Source organism: Streptomyces sp. NPDC055239 (assembly GCF_053606205.1).
The window spans coordinates 242574-263687 of sequence record NZ_JBSGRD010000013.1 but is presented as its reverse complement, the minus strand read 5'-3'; the positions used below and the strand labels follow the sequence as shown (position 1 = coordinate 263687).

The window sequence follows — 21114 nt, the reverse complement described above, 5'->3', positions numbered from 1 at the left end:
TCTGGGGGGTTTGTTTTTTTTTTTATTCTACGGGTTCGTGGGGGTGGCGGGGCCGGGTTTTTTTGCTTTGCGGGCTGGGGGGGGTTGAGGGGGGGGGGGGGAAGCGGGTGGCACCCGCTTCCCCCTCCCCACCCGTGCGCTATGCCGCCCCTATGGGCGGACCGTGAGCACCAGCTTCCCCGTGACGCGTCCCGTCTCGCCCTCCGCGTGCGCCTTGGCCGCCTCGGCAAGCGCGTACGTGCCCGAGACATGGGCCCGGAGCTGTCCGGACTCCACGAGCTGCGCGATCGCGGCCATGCCCGCCTGGTCGTGCTCCACCAGCATGTCGGTGGCCCGCACGTTCAACTCGGCCGCGCGCGCGGCCACTTCACCGAAGTTGCCCGGCAGGATCGACACCAGGATGCCGCCAGGACGCAGCACCTCCAGGGAGCGCAGCCGGTCATCGCCGCCCAGCGGATCGAGGACCACGTCGATGTCGCGGGCCTCCTGCACGAAGTCGGCGGTGCGGTAGTCGATGACCTCGTCGGCGCCGAGTCCGCGTACGAAGTCGTGCTTGGCGGCGGAGGCCGTGCCGATGACGTACGCGCCGCGCGCCTTGGCGATCTGCACCGCGACATGGCCCACGCCACCGGCCGCCGCGTGCACCAGCACTCGCTGTCCGGCCTCGACCTCGGCGTTGTCGACGAGGGCCTGCCAGGCGGTCAGCGCCACCAGCGGAAGCGCGCCCGCCTCGACGTGGTCAAGACCGGCGGGCCTGCGTACGAAGGCGCGGGTCGGCCCGGTCACGTACTCGGCGTGCGAACCGGCCCCGTAGGGGTAGGGCAGCATGCCGAACACCTCGTCGCCCGGCTTGAACAGTGAGACGCCGATGCCGACCGCCTCGACGACGCCCGACACGTCCCACCCGAGCGTGAACGGCGGCTTGCCGAGGAAGGCGCCGAACCTGCGGTGCTTCCAGTCGGTCGGGTTCACGCCCGCCGCGTGCACGGCGACGAGGATCTGGCCGACGCCGGGCTTCGGGCGCGCGACCTCGACCTCCTCCAGTACGTCGGGGTCGCCCAGGGTGTCCTGCCTGATCGCCTTCATGGTCGGCTCGGTCGGTTCTGCGGGCTGAGAAGCGGTGTCGGTGGTCATGGACCCAGCGTGCGGCAAGGGCCTGACCTGGGCAATGGCAAGATTGCCATTAAGCGATAGGATCGTGCCATGGCCTCGATGGAATTCCTGCCCGATCGCCCGCACCGCGTGGTCGTTCTCGCGCTCGACGGCGTGTACCCCTTCGAGCTCGGCATCCCGAACCGGGTCTTCCCGTTGGTCCCAGGGGCGTACGAGGTGGTGACCTGCTCGGCGACCGACGACCGCACGGTGGCCACCGACGCCGACTTCACCGTCACCGTCGGGCACGGCCCCGAGGCGCTGGAGAGCGCGGACACGGTGGTCCTGCCGCCTTACGACCTGCGTCGCGTCACCGCCGAGCTTTCGGAGCCGGTACGCGCCGCGCTCGCCCGGATCAGGCCCGGTACGCGGCTCGTCTCCATCTGCACGGGGGCCTTCACGCTCGCCGCCGCCGGTCTGCTCGACGGGCGGCCCGCGACGACGCACTGGGCGCTCGCGGACCACTTCCGGCGTATGTTTCCGCACGTCCCTCTGGACCCCGACGTGCTGTTCGTCGACGACGGTGACGTGCTGACCTCCGCGGGCGCCGCCTCCGGGGTCGACGTGTGCCTGCACGTGGTGCGCTCCGACCACGGCAGCGCGGTCGCCAACCGGGTCGCCCGGCACTGTGTCGTGCCGCCGTGGCGGGAGGGCGGCCAGGCCCAGTACATCGAGCAGCCGATCCCGGACGAGGGTGTCACCGGCACCGCCGCCACCCGTGCCTGGGCCCTGGAGCGCCTCGACCGGCCGCTCGCCCTGCGGGAGTTGGCCGCGCACGCCCGGATGAGCCCACGCACCTTCGCGCGCCGCTTCCAGGAGGAGACGGGCGTGAGTCCCGGCCGGTGGCTGATCCAGCAGCGGGTGCACCGGGCCCGTCATCTGCTGGAGTCAAGCGATCTGCCGGTCGACCGGGTCGCGGCGGAGGTCGGATTCGCCACCGGGACGTCGCTGCGGCAGCACTTGCAGGCGGCTATCGGGGTGTCGCCGCAGATGTATCGGAAGACGTTCCAGGCGGGGGCGGCGGCCGGTGGCGCCTAGGCGTTGCCGCCGGGGTGCGGAGGGGTCCGGCAGTGCATGTATCGGCCAGCTTTCCCGGGTGGGGGTGCACTGGAGTGGTTACTGCACGCAAAGGTGCGTGCGCAAAGAGTGAGGATCGATCATGGGTAACCGTCAGTCCCCCCAGGACAAGAGCCGCGCCCGCCGCGAGCAGGAGCGCAACAAGCAGAAGCCCCAGCGGCCGGACGAGCAGGCGGACGTCGAGAGGGGCGAGCGGAACCAGCGCCCCGAGCCCGGTGCCAAGCCGGCCGGTGACATGGACTTCTAGGCCTGACGGGCCTGACAGCGGCGCCCCACCACCTCTGACGGGGCGGTGGGGCGCCGCAGTCGTCCCAGCGCGATGTAGTCGCGGCCCGTGGCCGTGCCGGTCATGCCGGGTGCGCCGCGCGCCAGGCCGCCATCGACAGGTTCCACTCGTCGCCGTCGAGCGCGGTGAGCGAGGCCGGGAAGAGGCCGTCCTCCTCCTTGGCGATGTGCCGATGCAACTCGTCGACGGCTTCGACCAGGGTGCGTACGTCGCCGGGGTCCGACAGGTCGAGAGCGGGCAACAGGGCGGCGAGTTCGCGGTGTTCGCGCTCCAGATCCGCGATGTAGTCCGCGTACTCGGGATCCCCGCGCATCACCGAGAACAGACCGTTCTCCTCGCCCCGCCAGTGCGCGTCCAGCTCGCAGGCCATGACGTCCACGAGGACGCGTGCGCGAGCGGTGTCGCCCTGTTCCAGGGCCCGGACCGCGTCTCCGGCGGCATTGGTGACGCGCTCGTGTTCGGCGATGAACTCCCTGATGAGAGGGATCTCCCGGCAACCGCAGTAGTGGCACATGGAGGTGTTTCTAGGCGAGGCCCCGCGCTTCGCGCCGGACGCCACGCGCGCAGGGCGGTCGGTGTCACCCTGCGGGCGCGTGCGAGCAGACGCGGCTGACCGGCTCGTGCGGGCATGAGTGGCCGACCCCGCAGCAGATCAGTACACGTCGCGGACGTAGCGCTTGTCGGCGACGAGCTGCTTGACGTACGCGGCAGCCCCCTCCTCACCGAGTCCGCCGTGGGCGGCGGCGATGTCGCGCAGGGCCCGGTCGACGTCCTTGGCCATGCGGGAGGCGTCGCCGCACACGTAGAAGTGCGCTCCGTCCTGGAGCCAGGACCACAGTTGGGGGCCGTGCTCCCGCATCCGGTCCTGGACGTAGACCTTGGCGCGTTGGTCGCGGGAGAAGGCGGTGTCCAGGCGGGTGAGCGTGCCGTCGGCGAGCAGGCCGGTCAGCTCGTCCTCGTAGTAGAAGTCGGTGGCCCGGTGCTGTTCGCCGAACAGCAGCCAATTGGGAGCGCGGTGGCCGAGGGCGCGGCGCTCGTGCAGGAAGCCGATGAAGGGGGCGACTCCGGTGCCGGGGCCCACCATGACCATGGGAGTGGCGGGGTCGGCCGGCGGCCGGAACTTCGGGGAGCGCTGGACGAAGACCGGTACGGGCATGTCGGCGTCGGCGTCGGCGAGGAAGGGCGAGCAGACGCCCTGGCGCGGCCGTCCGTCGGGGTTCTCGTACCGGACGACGGAGACCGTCAGCGAGACGAGGTGGGGGTCGATGCGGGGGCTTGACGATATGGAGTACAGGCGCGGCTGGAGGGGCTTGAGCACCTGGGCCCACTCCTGGGCGACGGCGCGGACGGGATGCTCGGCGATCACGTCGAGGGCCTGACGGCCCCAGGACCACTTGGCCAGCTCGTCCTTGTTGTCGGGGCGCAGCAGTTTCTTCAGTACGCGGTCGTGGGTGCGTTCGGCGACGAAGCGCAGCAGGTCGCCGGTGACGCGGGTGATGTCCAGATGCCGGTGCAGGGCTTCGTGGAAGGGGACTTCTCCGGTGGCGTTCAGCTCCACGGTGGCCGCCGGGTCCAGGCCCGTGACGGCCAGCCATTCGGTGACGAGGGAGGGGGCGTTGACGGGGCGGACACCCAGGGCGTCCCCGGCCTCGTAGACGAGCGGGGTCTCGCTGTCGCGGGTGTCGAAAGTGAAGCGCCGGACCTCCTTGCCCGCGCCGGGCAGGCTGAGGAGCTGGTTGCCGGTGAGGCGGGCGATGACCGGAGAGGCGGGCTTCTTCGGCAGGGGAGAAGGGGGAGCGGGGGAGGCATGGACGGGTGCCGGGGCCGTCTCCGCACCGTCGTCGGCCAGGGACGTGAGCACCTGGTCGAGCCAGGCCGTGGCGGAGGAATCGTAGTCGGGTTCGCAGTCCGTGCGCGGGGCAAGACGCACCGCGCCCAGTGTGTCGAGGCGCTGGTCGAGACGCCGGCCGTGGCCGCAGAAGTCGTCGTAGGAGGAGTCTCCGAAGGCGAGGACCGCGTACCGTACGCCGTCCAGGCGAGGCGTGTCGGGCGCGGCAAGGGCGTCCCAGAAGCCGGAGCCGTTGTCGGGGGCGTCGCCGTCGCCGAAGGTGCTGGTGATCAGCAGAACGTCTGCGCCGGTGGACAGTTGCCCGGGGCGGGCGTCGTCCATGCCGACGAGAGTCGCCTTGTGGCCCGTGGTGGTGAGCCGGTCCATGGCAGCCTCCGCGAACTCCTCGGCGTTGCCGGTCTGCGAGGCCCACAGGACGACGACCTCCCGTACGGGCCCGGCAACTGGCGTGGGCGCCGCGGGTGTTACCGGGGCCGCCCGGGAGTACATGCCGGCCAGCACGCCGTTGACCCACCGCGCGTGCTCGGGGCTGAACGGAGCGTCCGGCGGCAGCACCGGCACACCGGGAGCACCTGATGCGATACCGGCGAGGAAGCCGACCAGGTACTGGCGCTCGTGCTCGGCCAGAACCGGCGGCGGCGCGGGAGCGAGCCCGAAGACGTCGGCGGGCACGAAGGCGCTGTCCGGCATGAAGGCGCTTTCGGGAGCGGCGGCGACCGCTGCCGGTGACGCGGGCGCCACCGACACGGGAGTCGCCACCTTCGTCAGCGACACCGCGCAGACCTTGAACTCCGGCTGGAAGGAGAGCGGGTCGACGGCGTCACTGGTGACGGCGTTGACACTCAGGTACTCGCCGAACAGGTCGTTCCAGTGGAACGGCGCGAAACAGCAGCCCGGCATCACCCGGTCGGTCAGTACGGCGGGTAGCACCGCCCGTCCGCGCCGCGAGGCGACCTCCACCGAGTCGCCGTCGGTTATGCCGAGCGCGGTGGCGTCGCTCGGGTGCAGTTCCACGAACGGCCCGGGGTTCAGCTTGTTGAGTTTCGCGACCCGGCCCGTCTTGGTGAGGGTGTGCCACTGGTGCTGCAGCCGCCCGGTGTTCAGGACGTACGGGTAGTCGTCGTCGGGCATTTCGGCGGCAGCGATGTGCGGGCGGGCGTAGAAGACCGCCCGGCCGCTCGCCGTGGGGAACACCGGACCGCCGCCTTCCCCGTCCACGTCGACATAGCGGATCGGATTGCGGTCGGGGCCGTCCTCGCTCCCGGCCGGCCACTGCACCGGGGTGGAGCGCAGCCGCTCGTAGGACACACCCCGCAGATCCCAGCCGGTCTTCGGATTCCGGGCCCGCTTGATCTCCTCGAAGACCTCCTCCGCACTGTCGTAGGAGAAGCCCTCCGCATAGCCCATCGCCCGGGCGACGGCGGCGATGATCCGCCAGTCCGCCATCGCATCGCCGGGCGGGTCCACCGCGGGCCGCGCGAGAGTGAGGTTGCGCTCGCTGTTCACGAGGACACCCTCGGTCTCCGTCCACAGCGCGCCGGGCAGCACGACATCCGCGTACGCGTTCGTTTCGGTCTCGGCGAACACGTCCTGGGCGACGACGAACTCCGCCCTCTCCAAGCCCTCGATGACGGTCTTGCGGTTGGCCACCGAGGCGACAGGGTTGGTGCAGATGATCCAGCACGCCTTGATGTCCCCGTCGGCCATCTTCTGGAACATCTCGATCGTGCCCTGCCCGACCCCGTCCTTGCGGACCGTGCCCGTCGGCAGTTGCCACAGCTCCTCTACGAAGGCGCGCTCCTCGTCGACAAGCACCGACCGCTGGCCGGGAAGCCCCGGACCCATGTAGCCCATCTCCCGGCCGCCCATGGCGTTGGGTTGCCCGGTCAGCGAGAACGGCCCGGAGCCGGGGCGGCAGATCGCGCCCGTGGCCAGATGCAGATTGATCAGCGCGTTGGTGTTCCAGGTGCCGTGCGTGGACTGGTTGAGGCCCATGGTCCAGCAGCTCATCCACTCACCGGCCTCGCTCGCCTCGCCGATGAGGCGGGCCGCCGCACGGATGTCGTCCTCCGGGACTCCGGTGATCCCGGCGACGGTGGCCGGGGGATAGTCGGCCAGGAACTCCGGCATCGCCTCCCAGCCCTCGGTGTGTGCTGCGATGAAGGCGGGGTCGGTGTGCCCGTTCTCGTACAGCAGGTGCAGCAGGCCGTTGAGCAGCGCCAGGTCCGTGCCGGGCCGGACCGGCAGGAACAGGTCCGCCTTGTCGGCGGTCGCGGTGCGGCGCGGGTCGACGACGATCAGCTTGGCGCCGCCCGACTTGATCCGGTCCATCATCCGCAGGAAGAGGACGGGATGGCAGTCGGCCATGTTGGAGCCGATGACGAAGAAGACGTCCGCCCGCTCGAAGTCCTGGTAGGAGCCGGGCGGGCCGTCCGCGCCGAGCGAGAGTTTGTAACCGGTGCCGGCGCTTGCCATGCACAGCCGCGAGTTCGACTCGATCTGATTCGTGCGGATGAAGCCCTTGGCGAGCTTGTTCGCCAAGTACTGGGCCTCCAGGCTCATCTGCCCGGAAACGTAGAAGGCGAAGGCGTCGGGCCCGTGCTCGTCGATCACCGCCCGCAGCCGCCGCGCCGTCTCGGCGATCGCGTCGTCCACCGGGGCGGGTTCGGCCTCCGCGCCACGGTCGATGCGTACGAGGGCGGTGGTCAGCCGTCCCGGGGCTGCCAGCATGTCGGCCGTGGTCGCGCCCTTGGTGCACAGGCGGCCGAAGTTGGCGGGGTGCGCCTTGTCGCCGGACGCCTTGAGGACCGTCCGCCGACCGTCGGGGCCTCTCCCGATGTCGAGCAGCATCCCGCAGCCCACACCGCAGTACGAGCAGACCGTCCGCACCTGCGTGGGGGGCGTAGTCACGGGCGGCGGCCCCTTCTGTCGATCTGACCGGGTCTTCCTCCGCCGACGCTACGAAGTGATCATTGCGCGGTTGTCACACGGCCGGATCAGCTTGGGTTACGCCCTCCACACAGCCGTGTGCCCGGGGGTGTGAGGCACAGGTCGAGGCCGGGCACCGGCGGGGACGATCGCGCGGGTGCCCGGCGTGCTGACGCCGCTGATGCGAGTGGAGTCAGGTCCGGTCGATATGTACGTTGGTCGACTTCACGCGGGCGGTGGCCTCCATGCCGACTTCAAGGCCCAGCTCCTCCACGGCCTCCCGGGTCAGGAGCGAGACGAGCCGGTGCGGCCCCGCCTGGATCTCGACCTGGGCCGCGATGTCGCCGAGCTTGACGGCGGTCACGATGCCGGGGAAGGCGTTGCGGACCGAGGTGTGGGAACTGTCGTCCTCGCCGTCGTTCTTGGCGAGCTCGACCGAGAAGGCGGCCAGATCCCGCCCGTCGATAAGCCGACGTCCGCCCTCATCGCGATGGGTGATCACGCGCCCGGCGTCGGCCCACCGACGCGCGGTGTCCGGACTCACGCCGAGGAGGCGGGCGGCCTGCCCGATTGTGTAACGCTGCATACGCGCAAGGATAGAGGCGCTCTCCTCGCATATGCAAGGCTATTCGGCCACTTTGCTTCGCAAATGCCATGTTTGGCGATGGCGGGGGCCCCTCGCGGCGGCGCGTGGCATCGCTGTCGGAGCCTATCGAACGACTGCTCAACTGCCTGGCTGCTGGGGCGTGCGGCCGGTGCGGTCGTCGGGCAAGGGCGGCCCCGGTGGCGCCGAGGCGAAGGTCCCGCACAACTCGTGACTTTCGGGTCCATCCGATCTGCCAGGTGTTACGGGTCGATGGCCTTGCGGATGCGACGCCCTCCGCCGCGGGTCCGTTTCGGGGCATTAACGTGTGAATCAACGCAGGCGCACAGCCTGACAAATCAGCACTAAATTTCCCTGTGAGGCATTTCTTCATGAGCCTGAGCATCCGCAATCAGATCGCTGGAACCGTCACCGCCGTCACCCCGGGCGAGGTGATGGCGACCGTCAAGGTCCGTCTCGACGGCGGCCAGGACGTCACCGCCGCGATCACCCTGGAGGCCGTCAAGGAGCTCGGCCTCGCTGAGGGCTCCGCGGTCAAGGCCCTCGTGAAGTCCACCGAGGTCTCGCTGGCGACAGGCCCGGTCGCGGGCCTGTCCATCCGTAACCAGATCCCCGGCACCATCACCGACGTCGCCACCGGCGGCGCCATGGCTGCCGTGAAGGTCTCCGTTCAGGGCGGCGAACTGACCGCTGCCATCACCAAGGACGCCGTCGCCGACCTGAAGCTGGCCTCCGGCTCCTCCGTCGTCGCCCTGATCAAGTCGACCGAGATCTCCCTCGCCGTCTGATTCTGAATTCCGGCCCGTTGTCTACAGGTCGGCGAGGAGTCCGTCGAGAGCCTTGTTGAGGGCTTCGGAGTTGGCCGGTCCGAACCATGTGGTGCGGATGCGTTCGTTGTTTCCGTTCGGGGTCTCGTGGTCGGCGGCGAGCTGGTGCAGGGAGCGGGTCTCGTCGCTCAAGGCGCGGCCGACGCCCTGGAAGAGGCTGCGAACGTAGCTGTCCGCGTCGGCGGCGGCCACGCCGCGGCCGACGGCCCACGACGTGAGCGTGGCGAGGTACGAGTAGTGGGTGGTCAGCGTCCCCGTCAGCGCGGAAAAGACGTTGAAGGCCGCCTCGTCCGCCACTGGTTGGGCCCCGCCGAGACGCTCGAAGATCGCGTCCACCACCGGGTGAGAGGGGTACGTCACCGTGACGGAGCGGCGTTCGCGTACGGAGGGAAGCGGGATGGCCCGTACCAACGCCGCTTCGGTGGCGAGCAGTTGGCGCAGGTCGTCGTTGGCGACGCCGGCCATCACGTTGACCACCGTCTTGTCGGCGGCCACCCTCAGGCCGGCCAGTGCTTCGTGCCGGTCCGGTGCGCGTACGGCGATGATCACCACCTCGGAGCGGTCCACCACCTCCTGATTGTCGGCGCACACCTGTACGCCCTCGTGGCGCGAGGCCAGTTCGGCGGCGGTGCGGGCTCCCCGGGGAGAGAGAAACACCTCTGGCGACTCGCCGCCGCCCCCGTCGCACAGCCCTGTCACGATGGCCCGGCCGATCTCACCCACTCCGATGACGCCTATGCGCTTCACTGCGTTTCCTCCATGATCCGTGCCGGTCGCGGTCGTTGCCACAGGAGTGTGACCGCCACCGGGGCCACCAGGCATGAGTCACGCGGCGAGGGAGGCTCCGCTGGGTCGCGGCGACGATCGCCGAGCCTCAGCCCCGACTGTCCGCGAACGCCCGCTGCAGAAGCAGCCGCATGGCAGCAATGAAGCCACCCAGGAAGACAACGCTCACGGCAAGTTCGGCCCAGTCGACGTCAGTCAGCCAGGCCAGGAGCAGGGCGGTCACCGAGGCAGCCAGATGCGCCGCCGTGAGCCACGTACCGAGCCGGTCCCTGGGCAGCAGGATGGGCAGCACCGTCCATATGAGGAACAAGACGAGCCAGGCGATCGGGATAAAGATGAATTGCATGTGCCCACCCCCACGCTGAACCACCGAGATTAGCCCCCCTTGCACGGCTACGACGGGCGGCACCGGCCATGTAGGCTGCCCGCTCGCTGAAGGAGCGTCAAAGGGGAACGGTCATTCGCAGGGTCACGAAAATCAGGCACAGGGGAGTGGCGGCCGTCGCAGTGCTGGCCGCCGTGTTCGCGGCTGCGGGGTGAGGCAAGGACTCCGGGGCCACCGGCTCCCGGGGCACGGGCTCCGCCAGTGAGGACGGACGGCCGAAGGGCTCCGCGGGGTCCCTCTCCTGGGAGTTCGAGCACATCGGGGACTTCAGCGGAGAGCTCGCCGACGTCGCCGTCCTGGCCAAGGACGACATCTGGGCCGTCGCCACCGAGAGCAACGGCGATTCCGGCGCCCACCTGCTGCACTACGACGGTACGAAGTGGAAGCGCGAGCCCCTGCCTGACGCTCTCGGCGACACCGTCTACCCGCCGTCGCTCGAAGAGGTCGGTGACACGAACCTGTGGCTGCGGCCACAGAACTCTGGGGGCGGCGCCGCCGCGAACCGCTGGGCGCAGTGGGACGGCGCCCGCTGGTCCGCGATGCCGAGCCCGCCGCCGGGCAAGGTCGGGGACTTCGAGGCCGCAGGCCCTGACGACGTCTGGGCCCTCGACGGCGAACAGACCGCTCAGCACTGGGACGGCGCCCGCTGGACCGCGACCCGGCTGCCGTACGGCGCCTCCGACCTCGCCGTGGTGGGCCCCGACGACGTCTGGGCGGTCGGCAGCCGCTCGACCGGGCCGGGCACCGAGATGAAGGGCCAGGGCGAGGAGTACAGCCAGCCCGCCTCGATGCACTGGGACGGCACGTCCTGGCAGGCGGTGGACACTCCGCAGGCCCGGTTCGAGGAGCCGATCCCGCCGGAGCCGAGCGCCGGCCTCGGCCAGGTCTTCGCGCTCGAAAGCGGTGAGGTGCGCGCGTACGGCACCAACTCCTTCAACCACGGCGAGGTCGAGGAGGAACCCGCGGACGAGTTCATCCGGCTGCGTTGGAACGGCTCGAAGTGGGTCGAGCAGGAGGGCGCGCCCGGCAGATGCGCCCTGCGGACCCCGGTGGGGCAGGACGACGAGGGCCTCTTCCTCGACGGCAACTGGTACCTGACCGACGACGGCCGGTGCGTGAAGATCAAGCGCCACCGCCTGCCCCTGTCGACCGGTGCGGGCAAGACGTCGAACCAGTCGCTCTGGCTGAAGGAGATCCACCGGGTGCCCGGCACCGACGAGTGGCTCGGTGCCGGGCATGTTCAGGTCAACCAGTCAGGTGACCCCTTCGACGCCCCCGTCGTCGTACGCCTGAAGCGCGGCGGCTGACCCCCGGGCCGGGCGGCCTCTCGCCTACGCGCCGCCCCCGTACGTTCCGTACTCCGGACGCCCCGTCGACTCGTAGACCTGGATCGCGAGGCCGCCCGGCGTCGTCCCGTTGCTCAGGAGCCGCAGGCCGACGGGCGCCCCGCCGTCCGGGAACAGCCGACGGCCCTCGCCGACGACCACGGGGGCGATCGCGAGGCGCAGTTCGTCGATCAGGCCGGCGGCCAGCAGGGACTGGGCCAGTCGGCCGCTGCCGTGGATCTGCACCTCACGGCCGGGTCGGCGCTTCAGCTCGGCGACCTGCGCGGGGATGTCGCCGGACAGGATCGTGGTCGGGTCCCACTCGGCCGTGGCCAGGCTGTGGGACGCCACGTACTTGGGCAGGCCGTTCAGGATCTCGGCGAACGGGTGCTCGGTCATCTTCGGCCAGTCCCGCGCGAAGTTCAGATACGTACGGCGTCCGAACAGGAACGCGTCGGCCCGGCCGAGCCAGGTACCGGCCAGCCGTTCGAACTCCTCGTCAAGGTGAGGCACGAACCAGCCACCCCGGGTGAATCCGTCACTGGTGTCCTCGTCCGGCGCCCCCGGTCCCTGGTAGACGCCGTCCAGAGACAGGAACTCCTGCAGTACCAACCTCATCGTGCACCACTCTCCTGGCCAGGGGACGTGTTCGTCCCGCCCTCTCTTCAGACATCGTGTCGGACGGAAACTCATCGGTCCGTAGTGAACTGTGGGCGGGGTACTACTTCCATTGCCAGGTTCACGGTCCATACTGGTCGGGCCCTGACCACTCACAGAACGACTTTATGGCCAAGAAAAGCACCTCACCGACCACCGTCCCCGACACCGCGTGGCTGGGGCGCGGGCGCCACCTCGGGCCCGAGCCCGAGCAGGACGTCCGACGCAACCTGATCGCCCTCAAGGCGGCCGGGGTGCTCGACGACTTCCTGGACCTCGACCCCGTCGAGGCGGCCCGCTCCACCGTCCTGCACCCGCGGGACGAGTCCGCCGACCCCGGTCCGTCGGCCCGCCGTCTCTTCGAGGCCCGCTGGCGCGTGGCCGACGACGTCACGGTGCGCGCACAGCTGACGCTGTACGACCCCGAGGCACGGCGCAAGGAGAGCGAAGGCGTCACCTGGGTCCTCGCCGCCGAGGCTGAGCGGGCGTGGGCCGCGCACTGGCCTTCTCCCGCCCTCATGTTCTGGCCCGACAGCGACCGGGTCCCCTGGGACCACGGCACGGTGCCGGGCGTGCGCCTGCGGGCGACGAACTACCTGCCGAAGGCCGACGACGAGCTGCGCCACCGGCTGCGGGACGTCACCCGGCAGAGCTGGTTCATCCATGTCGTGGTGCACGAGGCGATGACGCCGGACGCGATAGGGCAGAAGCCGATCTCGGGCTTCCTGCCGCCGAGCCTGCGGCACCGGGTGGTCGAGCACCGGGGCACGCCGGAGCAGGCGCAGATCGCCGACTTCGCGATGAAGCGGGAGCTGAGCGTGCGGATGCCGCGCGGCGGCGGCGTCATCCTGCCCACGGCGCCGCAGGGTCCGGATTACGACGTGGAGCGTTTCACGGTACGAAGCGTCTTCCTTGACGGCTCCGAACCGACCGAACTCCTCGACAGGATCAAGGAGTTCGCCGCTCTGCCACGGCCGCTGCCGGCGGACGCCGAGCGTGCCCTGACGCAGCTGCGCCAGGGCTGGCATCTGATGACCCCGGACGAGGAGCTGGCCCACGCCCAGTCCATGGTCACCAGGTACGCCGAGGCGCTCGAGGCCATGACGAACTCCCGTGATCTGTACCAGCAGGCGGCCGATGCGGCACAGGCCGCGCTGGCCGAGGTGACCGGCGGTGACGGTGTGCCCAGGCCGGGCGCGGCGGGGGCGACCAAGGCGGACGGTTCGCCGCTGAGCGCCTTCACGAAGGCGTTCGGCCGCTTCCGGGACCCGAACAAGTAGGGCGGCCGACGTCTTGCCTCCCTTGGCAAGACGTCGCCCGCCGGACTCCACGACCTGGCGGTGCTTGCCGTCGGGGGGGGGGAGGGGGCGGCCGGGTCCACCGCGGCCGGTTGGACGATCGGCGACATCGTCAAAGGGGTACGGAACCGCTGTCCGGCCGCGGTGATGGTGCTGCTCGATCCACGATCCCCTCGACGATCCGCAGCAGCCGATCCCCTGCCTGATCGATGCTTCCGTTGTGCGTGCTGACCTGAGCTCCTTCGAGTACGAAGGTGATCTCGGCCGCGGCCTGCTCGGGGTCCGTGAGACCGGCCTCGGCGCACATGGCTACCAGCCTGCGGGTCTGGAGCGCCTTGTGCGCCTCGATCACCTGCCGTGCCGGGTGGGAACGGTCGGGCAGCTCGGCGATGGAGTTGATGAACGGGCAGCCCCGGTGCGAGATCGCGGGCAGTCCCTCGGCGATGAAGCGGGCCAGGCCCAGGATCTGCTCCCTGGGGCGGCCGGGGTGCTCGGCCTCGACCCGGTCGAACGCCGCCTGATAGTCGGCGGCGACGATGCGCAGCCACTCCGCGACGAGCGCGTCCTTGGTCTCGAAGTGCCGGTAGATCGCCATTTTGGTGGTCTCGGCCTTCTCGGCGATCGCCTGGACGCCCACCCGCTGGATCCCCTCGCTCTGAAAGAGCTCTTCCGCCGCGTCGAGGATGCGCTCACGAGGCGGCAGCTTCGCCACCCTGCTCGGCCTGCTTGCGGTCGATGCCATGTCTGCTCCGTGGCGTGCGGTCGATTGTGGGGCTCTCACCGCCTGCTACGGTACCAGTCCGTTCTATGCGATACCGATCGGTATCGCGCGGGACTCAACGGTACCTTTCCTTCCTCCGGGAGTGACAGTGAGAATTGTCGAATACGTGAGCTTCGACGCGGTCGGGCTCGCGGACCTTGTGGCCAAAGGCGAAGTGACCTCCGCCGAACTGGAAACAGCCGCACGCGAGGCCGCGCAGGTGGTCAATCCGCAGATCAACGCCATCGTGGAGACATGGCCGGCCGATGATGAGCCTCGCCCCGGCAGCGCGCCGCTGGCCGGGGTTCCCTTCCTGATCAAGGACATCGCGGTCGCCATGGCCGGGAAGCGGATGGAGCTGGGCAGCCGCCTCGCGGTCGGCAACGTCTCCGGCGCCGACTCTTCGCTCATGGTGCGCTTCCGTCGCGCCGGACTCGTGACGTTCGGGCGTACGACGACACCGGAGATGGCCTACAGCACCACGACGGAACCAGAGCTGTACGGCGCGACCCGCAACCCGTGGGACCTGACACGCAGCGCGGGCGGATCCAGCGGAGGCGCGGGCGCGGCCGTCGCTGCCGGGGTGGTCCCGATCGCACACGCCACCGACGCGGCAGGCTCGATCCGCATACCCGCCGCCTACAACGGCCTGTTCGGGTTGAAGCCCACCCGCGGCCGGGTCTCCGTGGGCCCCTATTTCGACGAGGTCTTCAACGGCCTGGCCGTGCACGGCAGCGTCAGCCGCACGGTCCGCGACAGTGCGGCGCTGCTCGACCAGATCCGCGGCCCGGAACCGGGTGACCCCTACTTCGCCCAGGAGCCGTCCCGGCCGTACGCGGAGGAAGTCACCCGCCACCCTGGCTCGCTGCGGATCGGTGTCCTCACCCACGCGTGGGGCGGACACCGCACCACCGCACCGGTTGCCGACGCGCTCTCCCGCACCGTGCGGCTGCTCGAATCCCTCGGCCATCAGGTGGAGGAGGTCACGGTCGATCTCGGGGTCGGCTGGGAGGAGTTCGTGCTGGCCAACGCCCGCCAGTGGACGGCGAATCTCACGGCCTCGGTCGACGAGCTGGCAGCCGCCTTCGGCCGGCCCGTCGACCTCTCGACCCTCGAGCCGCCCGTCCTTGCCAGCTACCACTTTGGACAGCGGGTCAGCGGCGCCCAGTTCGTCGACGCGCTCGCGATCCGGAACCGGGTGGCTCGAAGTCTGGCACGGTACTTCGACGCTCACGACATGCTGCTCACCCCGACCTTGCCGGAGCTGCCCGTGCCCCTGGGCACACATGCCGAGGGTGCGGAGGCACTGGACGGCCTCGGCTGGCTCCACCGCCTCTTCGACATCTCGCCGTTCACCGCGGCGTTCAACGTGTCGGGCACGCCCGCCATGTCCGTGCCGGTGACGGCCGACGCCGAGACCGGGCTTCCGATCGGTATGCAGTTCGCCACCGGCTACGGGCTCGAAGACCGGCTCTTCCGCCTCGCCGGACAACTCGAACAAGCAAGCCCGTGGTCGGGCCGAACTCCCGCAGTGTGGGCAGGGAATCACGCGGGCCACCGGGAGTGAGTCCCTGAGCTCCTTGGTCACCATACGGTTCCCCAGTCACCGCAAAGTGCGTTCTTCCACGTCAGCGGCCACTCTCCTAAGGTTTCCCAGTAACTCCCGGAGACCACGAGTGTCTTGGCCGGGTGGACGCGAGCCCGCGGGCTCTCAGGACGACGCGGGCTCTCATGACAAGGAGACAGGCAGCATGGCCATCACCCTGGTGAATCCCGACGGGTTGCCGAAAATCGATGCCTACCGGCAGGTGTCCATCGCGACGGGGTCGAAGCTGGTGTTCATCGCCGGGCAGGTCGCCTGGGACGCCGAGGGGGTCACGGTCGGCGAAGGCGACCTCGCCGCCCAGGTCGAGCAGTGCTACCTCAACGTCGCCACCGCCCTTGCGGGGGCAGGGGGTTCCTTCGACGACGTGGCGAAGCTGACCGTGTACGTCGTCGACTGGACCCCCGACAAGATGGCCCTCTTCGGAGAGGGAGTCGCCCGGGCGGCCGCGAAGCTGGGCGTCACTCCGGTACCGCCGGGCACGCTGGTGGGCGTGGCGGCATTGGACGTGCCCGACCATCTGGTGGAGGTCGAGGCCACCGCGGTCATCGACTGAACACGCCCTCGTCCGCCTGGGCATAACGGAGTGATCTCGTGACTTGGAACCGGGCGGGCACATCAGATCTAGTTGCACCATGAAGTACGCGTCGGCAGGCGAACGTAGTAAGGGATTCCGGCGGCGAGGGGGATTCGGCCTCCTCGCCGCCGTGGTGGTGATGGGCACCGCCACGGGCGCACGGAACCATGAGGTCCGCCCGCCGGTCCCGGACAGCGCCTGTCAGCCGACGAAGGTGGCGTCGGCGGGCACGTCCGGCCCCACGAGCCGCCTGGGTACACCTGCTCCCGACTTCGACGGCGACGGCCACCCTGATGCGGCACTCGACGTGCCGGCCGGCAACGGCGACGTCTACGAGACCGGCAAAATCGCCCTGGTGCGGGGCTCGGCGCACGGCCTGCGGCCCGAGAAGCGCAAGGTGTTCGCACCCAAGGACTTCCAGCTGCCCGAACACGACAGCATGACCGGCAGCCTGTACGTTCCGAGCGTCGCCGATCTGGACGACGACGGCCACCCCGACCTCATCGCGGGCGCCAGCGCCCACGTGCAGTGGGGCGGCCCCGAAGGACCGGCCCCCGACAACCGGCCCGCCCGCGTCAAGCTGCCGCACATCGGCAAAGGCCGGTCCGCGCTCGGCGGCAAGGGCGATGGCTCCTATACGGACCCGCCGGTGGCCGGGGACTTCGACGGCGACGGGCACGCCGATCTGGGAAGCGGTGGCCCAAGACCTCTGGTACGAGGATGAAGGCGACCTCTCCGAAGAGGAGCAGGACGAGCGCGGCGAACAGCTGGCGGAACAGTTCCACGAGCTCTGCGTCGACCTGGCGCGCCAACTCCACACGGACGGCCGGCTCGTCAGCGCCTTCGGACGGCCTCTGCCGGTGATCCTCTACGACATGTTCGACCCCGACGAGATGTTCGCCCTTACCCGCGCCGCCAACCCGCCCGAACTGGTCACGGAGTTCCTGAGCGAGGATCCGGAGGGGGAGCGGACGCAGGCCTGAAGCGTGCGCTCACGCCCGTCGAGGCGGTTTCACGGCGCCGTGTCCAAGTCCACCTTGAGATCGTCCGTCTCCGTCCAGAAGCCCTCGTCCGCGTCCTGAAGGCGGGACGCGGCGTGCTTCATGTGGCGGCGTACGGCGCTGCGGGCCGCCTCCGTGTCGCCCGACTCGATGGCCGTCAGGATGGCGTGGTGCTCCACCCGTACCGCCTCGATGAAATCGTTGCGCCGTGCCTCGTTGGCGCGTGTGACGCGGATGCCGCCGCGCATCACCTCGCCCAGGTAGCGCACGGTCGAGACCATCACCGCGTTGCCGGTCGACTCGGCGATCGACTGATGGAACGCCAGGTCCTCGTCCACGCCGTCACCGCCGGCCGTGACCGCCTCGTCGATCGCGGCCAGGGACTGCCGCATCCGGGTGACGTCGTCCGGTGTGGCCCGGGTGGCCGCGAGGGAGGCCGCCTCGCCCTCCATGGCGCGGCGGACCTCCACGATCTGCAGCACCTTGGACTTGGTGCCTGAGGACTCGGCCTCCAGGTCGAGCGGCCGGGTGCGCCGGGGCATGACGAACACGCCCCGGCCCTGGCGCGGTTCGACCAGGCCCGCGTTGCGCAGCCGGGAGACGGCCTCGCGGATCACGGTGCGGCTGACACCCAGTTGCTTGACCAACTCGACCTCGGTCGGCAGCTTGTCGCCCTCGCCGAGACGCCCGGACTCGATCTCCTCCGAGAGGATCGCGGCGACCCGGTCCGCGAGCCGAATGGGGCCACTCACCTTGGAGAACATGCTCGTCAGTCTATCCGTCAGGGCCTGATCGCCCCGGGCGAGGGCAGGGCTCCGGCCGCCGTGACCGCTTCGGGATGGTCCTCGGCGTACGCGCGGACGACCGACTCGAAGCTCTCGTCGGGCCGGAGACCGAGCGCCGTGGCACGTGCGTTGTCGAAAGCGGCGGGCCACGAGCCGACGATGGCCTCGACGGCGGGATCGGGCGCGACCTTCACCAGATCGGCGACGGCGTCACCGGCCACCCGGCGCAGCGTGGCGAGCATCTCGGCGACCGTGGTCGTCAGCGCGGGCAGATTGACCGGAAGCCCGCCCTGGAGATCGCCGGGGCCGCTGCCGCGCTCGGCCTCGGCGATGCGCAGGATGCCCTCGACGGTGCGCCGCGGCGAGGCAAGGGCGACCCGCAGGTCCGGGCTGACCGGGCAGATGGCGGGCAGCCCTGCGAGGGGTTCGCGGACGATGCCGGACAGGAAGCCGGAGGCGGCCGCGTTGGGCTTGCCCGGCCGCACCGAGACGGTCATCAGGCGCGCCACACGTCCGTCGATGAAACCTCGGCGCGTGTACTCGGCGACCAGCTGTTCACAGACGCGCTTCTGCGTGCCGTAGCTGGACTGCGGTGCGGGCAGCGTCGACTCGCTGACCACGGGCGGCAGCGGCAGTGCGGGGTCGGAGCCGTAGACCGCGACGCTGCTGGAGAACACCACCCGGGCTACCGGCCCTCCGGTCGCCGCTTGCGCGCGGGCCGCGTCGAGCAGCGCGCGTGTGGTGTCCAGGTTGGCGCTCATGCCGAGGTCGAAGTCGGCCTCGCACTCGGACGAGACCGCGGCGGCCAGGTGGATCAGAACGTCCACCGGCCGCGCGAAGATCTCGTCGAGGCGCTCGCTCAGGTCGCCCTGGACGACGTCCACCATCAGGTCGTCCGCCAGCGGCGTCCCGGCGGGCACGAACCGGTCGGCGAGCACCAGCCTGTCGATGGGCGCCCCGCACAGGGTCCGCCGCTTCAGCAGGGCGTCGGCGACCTGCCGTCCCAGAAATCCGAAGCCACCGGTGATGACGATCCTCATGCGCGCTCTCCTCGGAAGTTTCCCGGCCCGGGGTAGTTCTTGAGCCAGCCGAGCCCCTCGCTCGTACCGGCCCGGGGGATGTACTCGCAGCCGATCCACCCGTCGAAGCCAAGCTCGTCGACGACGTCGAACAGGTGGCGGACGTCGAGTTCGCCCAGGTCGGGCTCGTGGCGGTCGGGCACGCCCGCGATCTGCAGATGGCCGACGTGGCCGGTGGGCAGGTCGCGGCGCAGAGTCGTGGTGAGGTCGCCCTCCACGATCTGGCAGTGGTACAGATCGAGTTGCACCTTGAGATTCCGGGCCCCCACCCCCCGTACGATCGCGTGCGCGTCGGCCTGTCGGTTCAGGAAGTAGCCCGGCATGTCACGGCCGTTGATCGGCTCGATCAGGAGGTCGACGTTCACTGCCGCGGCCCGTTCGGCGGCCCAGGCCAGGTTGGCCAGGTAGGTTTCGCGGTGCGCGGCCCGCTGGGTGGGCGTTGCGTCCGGCGGCACGATGCCGGCCATCACGTGCACCTGGCCGCAGCCGAGCACCGCCGCGTACTCCAGCGCCCGCTCGATCCCGGAACGGACCTCGGCCTCCCGGCCGGGGAGCGAGGCGATGCCCCGCTCCCCGGAGTCCCAGGAGCCGGGAGGCGCGTTGAACAGCACCTGTCGCAGACCGTGGTCGTCGAGCCGGCGGCGCAGCTCTTCGGCTTCGTAGGCGTAGGGGAAGAGGTACTCGACGGCCTCGAAGCCGTCCGCCGACGCCGCGGCGAAACGGTCGGGGAAGTCGTGCTCGGTGTACATCATGGACAGGTTCGCGGCGAACCTCGGCATGCTTGCTCCTGCTGTGGTGGGGCCGGGACCGGACCCGGTCATCGGTTGACGACATCCTTCTTGGTGGTCAGCACGGCCGCCGCACCGACGACGAGGCTGAGGGCCAGGACGTACATCGGGACGGCGGTCGAGCCCGTGGCGTCCTTGAGTCCGCCGATCATGTACGGGCTGACGAAGCCGGCCAGGTTGCCGACCGAGTTGATCAGGGCGAGCCCGGCCGCCGCCGCAGTGCCGCCGAGGAACGCGGTGGGCAGCGACCAGAACAGCGGGGCGCAGGTCAGGACACCGGCCGCGGCGAAGGACAGGGCGATCAGGGACAGGACGGTCGACCCGCTCCAACTGGCGGCCAGGGAGAAGCCGACGGCGCCCATGATGCTGGGGACGACCAGGTGCCAGCGGCGCTCGCGGTGCTTGTCCGCGGAGCGTCCGAAGAGGTTCATCGCTATCAGTGCGGCCACGAAGGGCACGGCGCTGAGCACGCCGATCGTGAAGGTGTCGTCGATGCCGGTCGACTTGACGAAGGTGGGCATCCAGAAGGTCAGGGCGTACTGACCCATCACGAAGCAGAAGTAGATGAGGCACATCAGCCACACCTTGGGGTCGCGGAAACCGTCCCAGACCCGTCCGTGCTTCTGGTGCGCGGTGTCCTTGGCGATCGCCGCCTCGACAATGTCCTTCTCCTCGTCGGAGAGCCACTTGGCGCTGCGCACACCATTGTCGAGGTAGAACAGCGTGGCGACACCGATGAGGAGCGCCGGAATCGCCTCGAGCAGGAACATCCACTGCCAGCCCTGCCATCCGCGGACCCCGTCGAAACTGTCCATGATCCAGCCGGAGAGCGGGTTGCCGAAGATGCCTGCCACGGGGATCGCCGACATGAACATCGCGATCACGCGGGCCCGGCGGTGGGAGGGGAACCAGTAGGTGCAGTAGAGGATCACACCCGGGTAGAAACCGGCCTCCGCGGCGCCGAGGAGGAAGCGGAGCACGTAGAACGTCGTCTCGCTCGTGACGAAGGAGAACGCCCCCGAGACCAGACCCCACGTGATCATGATCCGGGCGATCCAGGTGCGCGCTCCGACGCGCTGCAGCATGAGATTCGAGGGGACCTCGAAGATGAAGTAGCCGATGAAGAACAGCCCGGCGCCGAGGCCGTACGCCGCCTCGCTCAGGCCCAGGTCGTCGGACATCTGCAGCTTCGCGAAGCCGACGTTGACGCGGTCCAGGTAGGAGAAGACGTAACAGAGGATCAGGAAGGGGACGATACGGAGAACGACCTTGCGGAACACGGCGTTCTCACGGGCGAGTTCGGGGGTCTCGGCCGTCGCGGTGGACGTGGACATGCGGAATCCTTAC

21 protein-coding genes are annotated in these 21114 nt (G+C 70.0%); 9 read left to right on the top strand and 12 right to left on the bottom strand.

What is annotated here, in order from left to right:
- Nucleotides 1-150: 150 nt before the first annotated feature.
- Nucleotides 151-1134, bottom strand: a complete 984-nt coding sequence (locus ACWFRJ_RS34570; RefSeq protein ID WP_453540093.1) for an NADP-dependent oxidoreductase — start codon at nt 1132-1134, stop codon at nt 151-153.
- 69 nt (nt 1135-1203) lie between these two features.
- Between ACWFRJ_RS34570 and ACWFRJ_RS34565 the strand changes: the two genes are divergently transcribed.
- Nucleotides 1204-2190 (top strand): GlxA family transcriptional regulator, encoded by a 987-nt coding sequence (locus tag ACWFRJ_RS34565; RefSeq protein ID WP_453540090.1) that lies wholly within the window; start codon nt 1204-1206, stop codon nt 2188-2190.
- A 121-nt stretch (nt 2191-2311) separates the two neighbouring features.
- Nucleotides 2312-2476, top strand: a complete 165-nt coding sequence (locus ACWFRJ_RS34560) for a hypothetical protein (protein WP_389907530.1) — start codon at nt 2312-2314, stop codon at nt 2474-2476.
- Nucleotides 2477-2576: 100 nt separating this feature from the next.
- On the opposite strand, the gene ACWFRJ_RS34555 is transcribed toward ACWFRJ_RS34560, so the two are convergent.
- The 3 genes from ACWFRJ_RS34555 to ACWFRJ_RS34545 all read right to left on the bottom strand — a co-directional run bounded on the left by ACWFRJ_RS34555 (nt 2577) and on the right by ACWFRJ_RS34545 (nt 7878).
- Nucleotides 2577-3029, bottom strand: a complete 453-nt coding sequence (locus tag ACWFRJ_RS34555; RefSeq protein WP_453540087.1) for a hemerythrin domain-containing protein — start codon at nt 3027-3029, stop codon at nt 2577-2579.
- Nucleotides 3030-3167: 138 nt separating this feature from the next.
- Nucleotides 3168-7274, bottom strand: coding sequence for a molybdopterin-dependent oxidoreductase (locus ACWFRJ_RS34550; RefSeq protein WP_453540084.1), 4107 nt, complete (start codon nt 7272-7274; stop codon nt 3168-3170).
- 211 nt (nt 7275-7485) lie between these two features.
- Complete coding sequence (locus ACWFRJ_RS34545) at nt 7486-7878, bottom strand: TOBE domain-containing protein (protein WP_453540081.1); 393 nt, start codon at nt 7876-7878, stop codon at nt 7486-7488.
- Nucleotides 7879-8267: 389 nt separating this feature from the next.
- Here ACWFRJ_RS34545 and ACWFRJ_RS34540 point away from each other — a divergent pair, with 389 nt between their 5' ends.
- A complete protein-coding gene (locus ACWFRJ_RS34540; RefSeq protein ID WP_453540078.1) occupies nt 8268-8684 on the top strand; it encodes a TOBE domain-containing protein in 417 nt (138 codons plus the stop codon).
- 21 nt (nt 8685-8705) lie between these two features.
- Here the strand turns inward: ACWFRJ_RS34540 and ACWFRJ_RS34535 are convergent, their stop codons facing one another.
- Nucleotides 8706-9470, bottom strand: a complete 765-nt coding sequence (locus tag ACWFRJ_RS34535; RefSeq protein WP_453540075.1) for an NAD(P)-binding domain-containing protein — start codon at nt 9468-9470, stop codon at nt 8706-8708.
- A gap of 127 nt (nt 9471-9597) precedes the next feature.
- Nucleotides 9598-9855 carry a hypothetical protein gene (locus tag ACWFRJ_RS34530; RefSeq protein ID WP_453540072.1) on the bottom strand — a complete coding sequence of 86 codons (258 nt, stop codon included), beginning with the start codon at nt 9853-9855 and terminating at the stop codon, nt 9598-9600.
- Between the two features lie 578 nt (nt 9856-10433).
- Between ACWFRJ_RS34530 and ACWFRJ_RS34525 the strand changes: the two genes are divergently transcribed.
- Complete coding sequence (locus ACWFRJ_RS34525; protein ID WP_453540069.1) at nt 10434-11201, top strand: hypothetical protein; 768 nt, start codon at nt 10434-10436, stop codon at nt 11199-11201.
- A 24-nt stretch (nt 11202-11225) separates the two neighbouring features.
- Here the strand turns inward: ACWFRJ_RS34525 and ACWFRJ_RS34520 are convergent, their stop codons facing one another.
- Nucleotides 11226-11837 carry a dihydrofolate reductase family protein gene (locus tag ACWFRJ_RS34520; protein ID WP_453540066.1) on the bottom strand — a complete coding sequence of 204 codons (612 nt, stop codon included), beginning with the start codon at nt 11835-11837 and terminating at the stop codon, nt 11226-11228.
- Between the two features lie 167 nt (nt 11838-12004).
- On the opposite strand from ACWFRJ_RS34520, the gene ACWFRJ_RS34515 reads away from it, so the two are divergent.
- On the top strand, nt 12005-13156 hold the full coding sequence (locus ACWFRJ_RS34515; RefSeq protein ID WP_453540063.1) for a hypothetical protein: 1152 nt from the start codon (nt 12005-12007) through the stop codon (nt 13154-13156).
- A gap of 130 nt (nt 13157-13286) precedes the next feature.
- Here the strand turns inward: ACWFRJ_RS34515 and ACWFRJ_RS34510 are convergent, their stop codons facing one another.
- Nucleotides 13287-13916 carry a TetR/AcrR family transcriptional regulator gene (locus ACWFRJ_RS34510; protein WP_453540060.1) on the bottom strand — a complete coding sequence of 210 codons (630 nt, stop codon included), beginning with the start codon at nt 13914-13916 and terminating at the stop codon, nt 13287-13289.
- 127 nt (nt 13917-14043) lie between these two features.
- Here ACWFRJ_RS34510 and ACWFRJ_RS34505 point away from each other — a divergent pair, with 127 nt between their 5' ends.
- The 4 genes from ACWFRJ_RS34505 to ACWFRJ_RS34490 all read left to right on the top strand — a co-directional run bounded on the left by ACWFRJ_RS34505 (nt 14044) and on the right by ACWFRJ_RS34490 (nt 17097).
- Nucleotides 14044-15501, top strand: coding sequence for an amidase (locus ACWFRJ_RS34505; protein WP_453540057.1), 1458 nt, complete (start codon nt 14044-14046; stop codon nt 15499-15501).
- Between the two features lie 184 nt (nt 15502-15685).
- Nucleotides 15686-16093: a RidA family protein gene (locus tag ACWFRJ_RS34500; RefSeq protein WP_453540054.1), complete on the top strand. Its 408-nt coding sequence runs from the start codon at nt 15686-15688 to the stop codon at nt 16091-16093.
- 79 nt (nt 16094-16172) lie between these two features.
- Nucleotides 16173-16838: an FG-GAP repeat domain-containing protein gene (locus ACWFRJ_RS34495; protein WP_453540051.1), complete on the top strand. Its 666-nt coding sequence runs from the start codon at nt 16173-16175 to the stop codon at nt 16836-16838.
- Nucleotides 16810-17097 carry a hypothetical protein gene (locus ACWFRJ_RS34490; RefSeq protein ID WP_453540048.1) on the top strand — a complete coding sequence of 96 codons (288 nt, stop codon included), beginning with the start codon at nt 16810-16812 and terminating at the stop codon, nt 17095-17097. The genes ACWFRJ_RS34495 and ACWFRJ_RS34490 overlap by 29 nt, the downstream gene beginning before the upstream one ends.
- 29 nt (nt 17098-17126) lie before the next feature.
- Here the strand turns inward: ACWFRJ_RS34490 and ACWFRJ_RS34485 are convergent, their stop codons facing one another.
- Genes ACWFRJ_RS34485 through ACWFRJ_RS34470 form a run of 4 tightly spaced genes read right to left on the bottom strand, consistent with a single transcriptional unit; the run spans nt 17127 to nt 21101 of the window.
- Complete coding sequence (locus tag ACWFRJ_RS34485; protein WP_453540045.1) at nt 17127-17879, bottom strand: FadR/GntR family transcriptional regulator; 753 nt, start codon at nt 17877-17879, stop codon at nt 17127-17129.
- 17 nt (nt 17880-17896) lie between these two features.
- Nucleotides 17897-18940, bottom strand: a complete 1044-nt coding sequence (gene denD, locus ACWFRJ_RS34480; RefSeq protein ID WP_453540042.1) for a D-erythronate dehydrogenase — start codon at nt 18938-18940, stop codon at nt 17897-17899.
- Nucleotides 18937-19758 carry a 2-oxo-tetronate isomerase gene (otnI, locus tag ACWFRJ_RS34475; RefSeq protein WP_453540039.1) on the bottom strand — a complete coding sequence of 274 codons (822 nt, stop codon included), beginning with the start codon at nt 19756-19758 and terminating at the stop codon, nt 18937-18939. The genes denD and otnI overlap by 4 nt, the downstream gene beginning before the upstream one ends.
- A 38-nt stretch (nt 19759-19796) precedes the next feature.
- Nucleotides 19797-21101 carry an MFS transporter gene (locus ACWFRJ_RS34470; protein ID WP_453540036.1) on the bottom strand — a complete coding sequence of 435 codons (1305 nt, stop codon included), beginning with the start codon at nt 21099-21101 and terminating at the stop codon, nt 19797-19799.
- Nucleotides 21102-21114: the final 13 nt, after the last annotated feature.

Bases quoted from the DNA above. Each gene is read 5' to 3' on its own strand.
- ACWFRJ_RS34515 (WP_453540063.1), top strand. From the start codon at position 12,005: ATGGCCAAGAAAAGCACCTCACCGACCACCGTCCCCGACACCGCGTGG.
- denD (WP_453540042.1), bottom strand. From the start codon at position 18,940: ATGAGGATCGTCATCACCGGTGGCTTCGGATTTCTGGGACGGCAGGTC.
- ACWFRJ_RS34485 (WP_453540045.1), bottom strand. From the start codon at position 17,879: ATGTTCTCCAAGGTGAGTGGCCCCATTCGGCTCGCGGACCGGGTCGCC.
- ACWFRJ_RS34555 (WP_453540087.1), bottom strand. From the start codon at position 3,029: ATGTGCCACTACTGCGGTTGCCGGGAGATCCCTCTCATCAGGGAGTTC.
- ACWFRJ_RS34525 (WP_453540069.1), top strand. From the start codon at position 10,434: ATGCCGAGCCCGCCGCCGGGCAAGGTCGGGGACTTCGAGGCCGCAGGC.
- ACWFRJ_RS34540 (WP_453540078.1), top strand. From the start codon at position 8,268: ATGAGCCTGAGCATCCGCAATCAGATCGCTGGAACCGTCACCGCCGTC.
- otnI (WP_453540039.1), bottom strand. From the start codon at position 19,758: ATGCCGAGGTTCGCCGCGAACCTGTCCATGATGTACACCGAGCACGAC.
- ACWFRJ_RS34530 (WP_453540072.1), bottom strand. From the start codon at position 9,855: ATGCAATTCATCTTTATCCCGATCGCCTGGCTCGTCTTGTTCCTCATA.
- ACWFRJ_RS34510 (WP_453540060.1), bottom strand. From the start codon at position 13,916: ATGGCATCGACCGCAAGCAGGCCGAGCAGGGTGGCGAAGCTGCCGCCT.
- ACWFRJ_RS34565 (WP_453540090.1), top strand. From the start codon at position 1,204: ATGGCCTCGATGGAATTCCTGCCCGATCGCCCGCACCGCGTGGTCGTT.
- ACWFRJ_RS34470 (WP_453540036.1), bottom strand. From the start codon at position 21,101: ATGTCCACGTCCACCGCGACGGCCGAGACCCCCGAACTCGCCCGTGAG.
- ACWFRJ_RS34545 (WP_453540081.1), bottom strand. From the start codon at position 7,878: ATGCAGCGTTACACAATCGGGCAGGCCGCCCGCCTCCTCGGCGTGAGT.
- ACWFRJ_RS34520 (WP_453540066.1), bottom strand. From the start codon at position 11,837: ATGAGGTTGGTACTGCAGGAGTTCCTGTCTCTGGACGGCGTCTACCAG.
- ACWFRJ_RS34500 (WP_453540054.1), top strand. From the start codon at position 15,686: ATGGCCATCACCCTGGTGAATCCCGACGGGTTGCCGAAAATCGATGCC.
- ACWFRJ_RS34495 (WP_453540051.1), top strand. From the start codon at position 16,173: ATGAAGTACGCGTCGGCAGGCGAACGTAGTAAGGGATTCCGGCGGCGA.
- ACWFRJ_RS34560 (WP_389907530.1), top strand. From the start codon at position 2,312: ATGGGTAACCGTCAGTCCCCCCAGGACAAGAGCCGCGCCCGCCGCGAG.
- ACWFRJ_RS34570 (WP_453540093.1), bottom strand. From the start codon at position 1,134: ATGACCACCGACACCGCTTCTCAGCCCGCAGAACCGACCGAGCCGACC.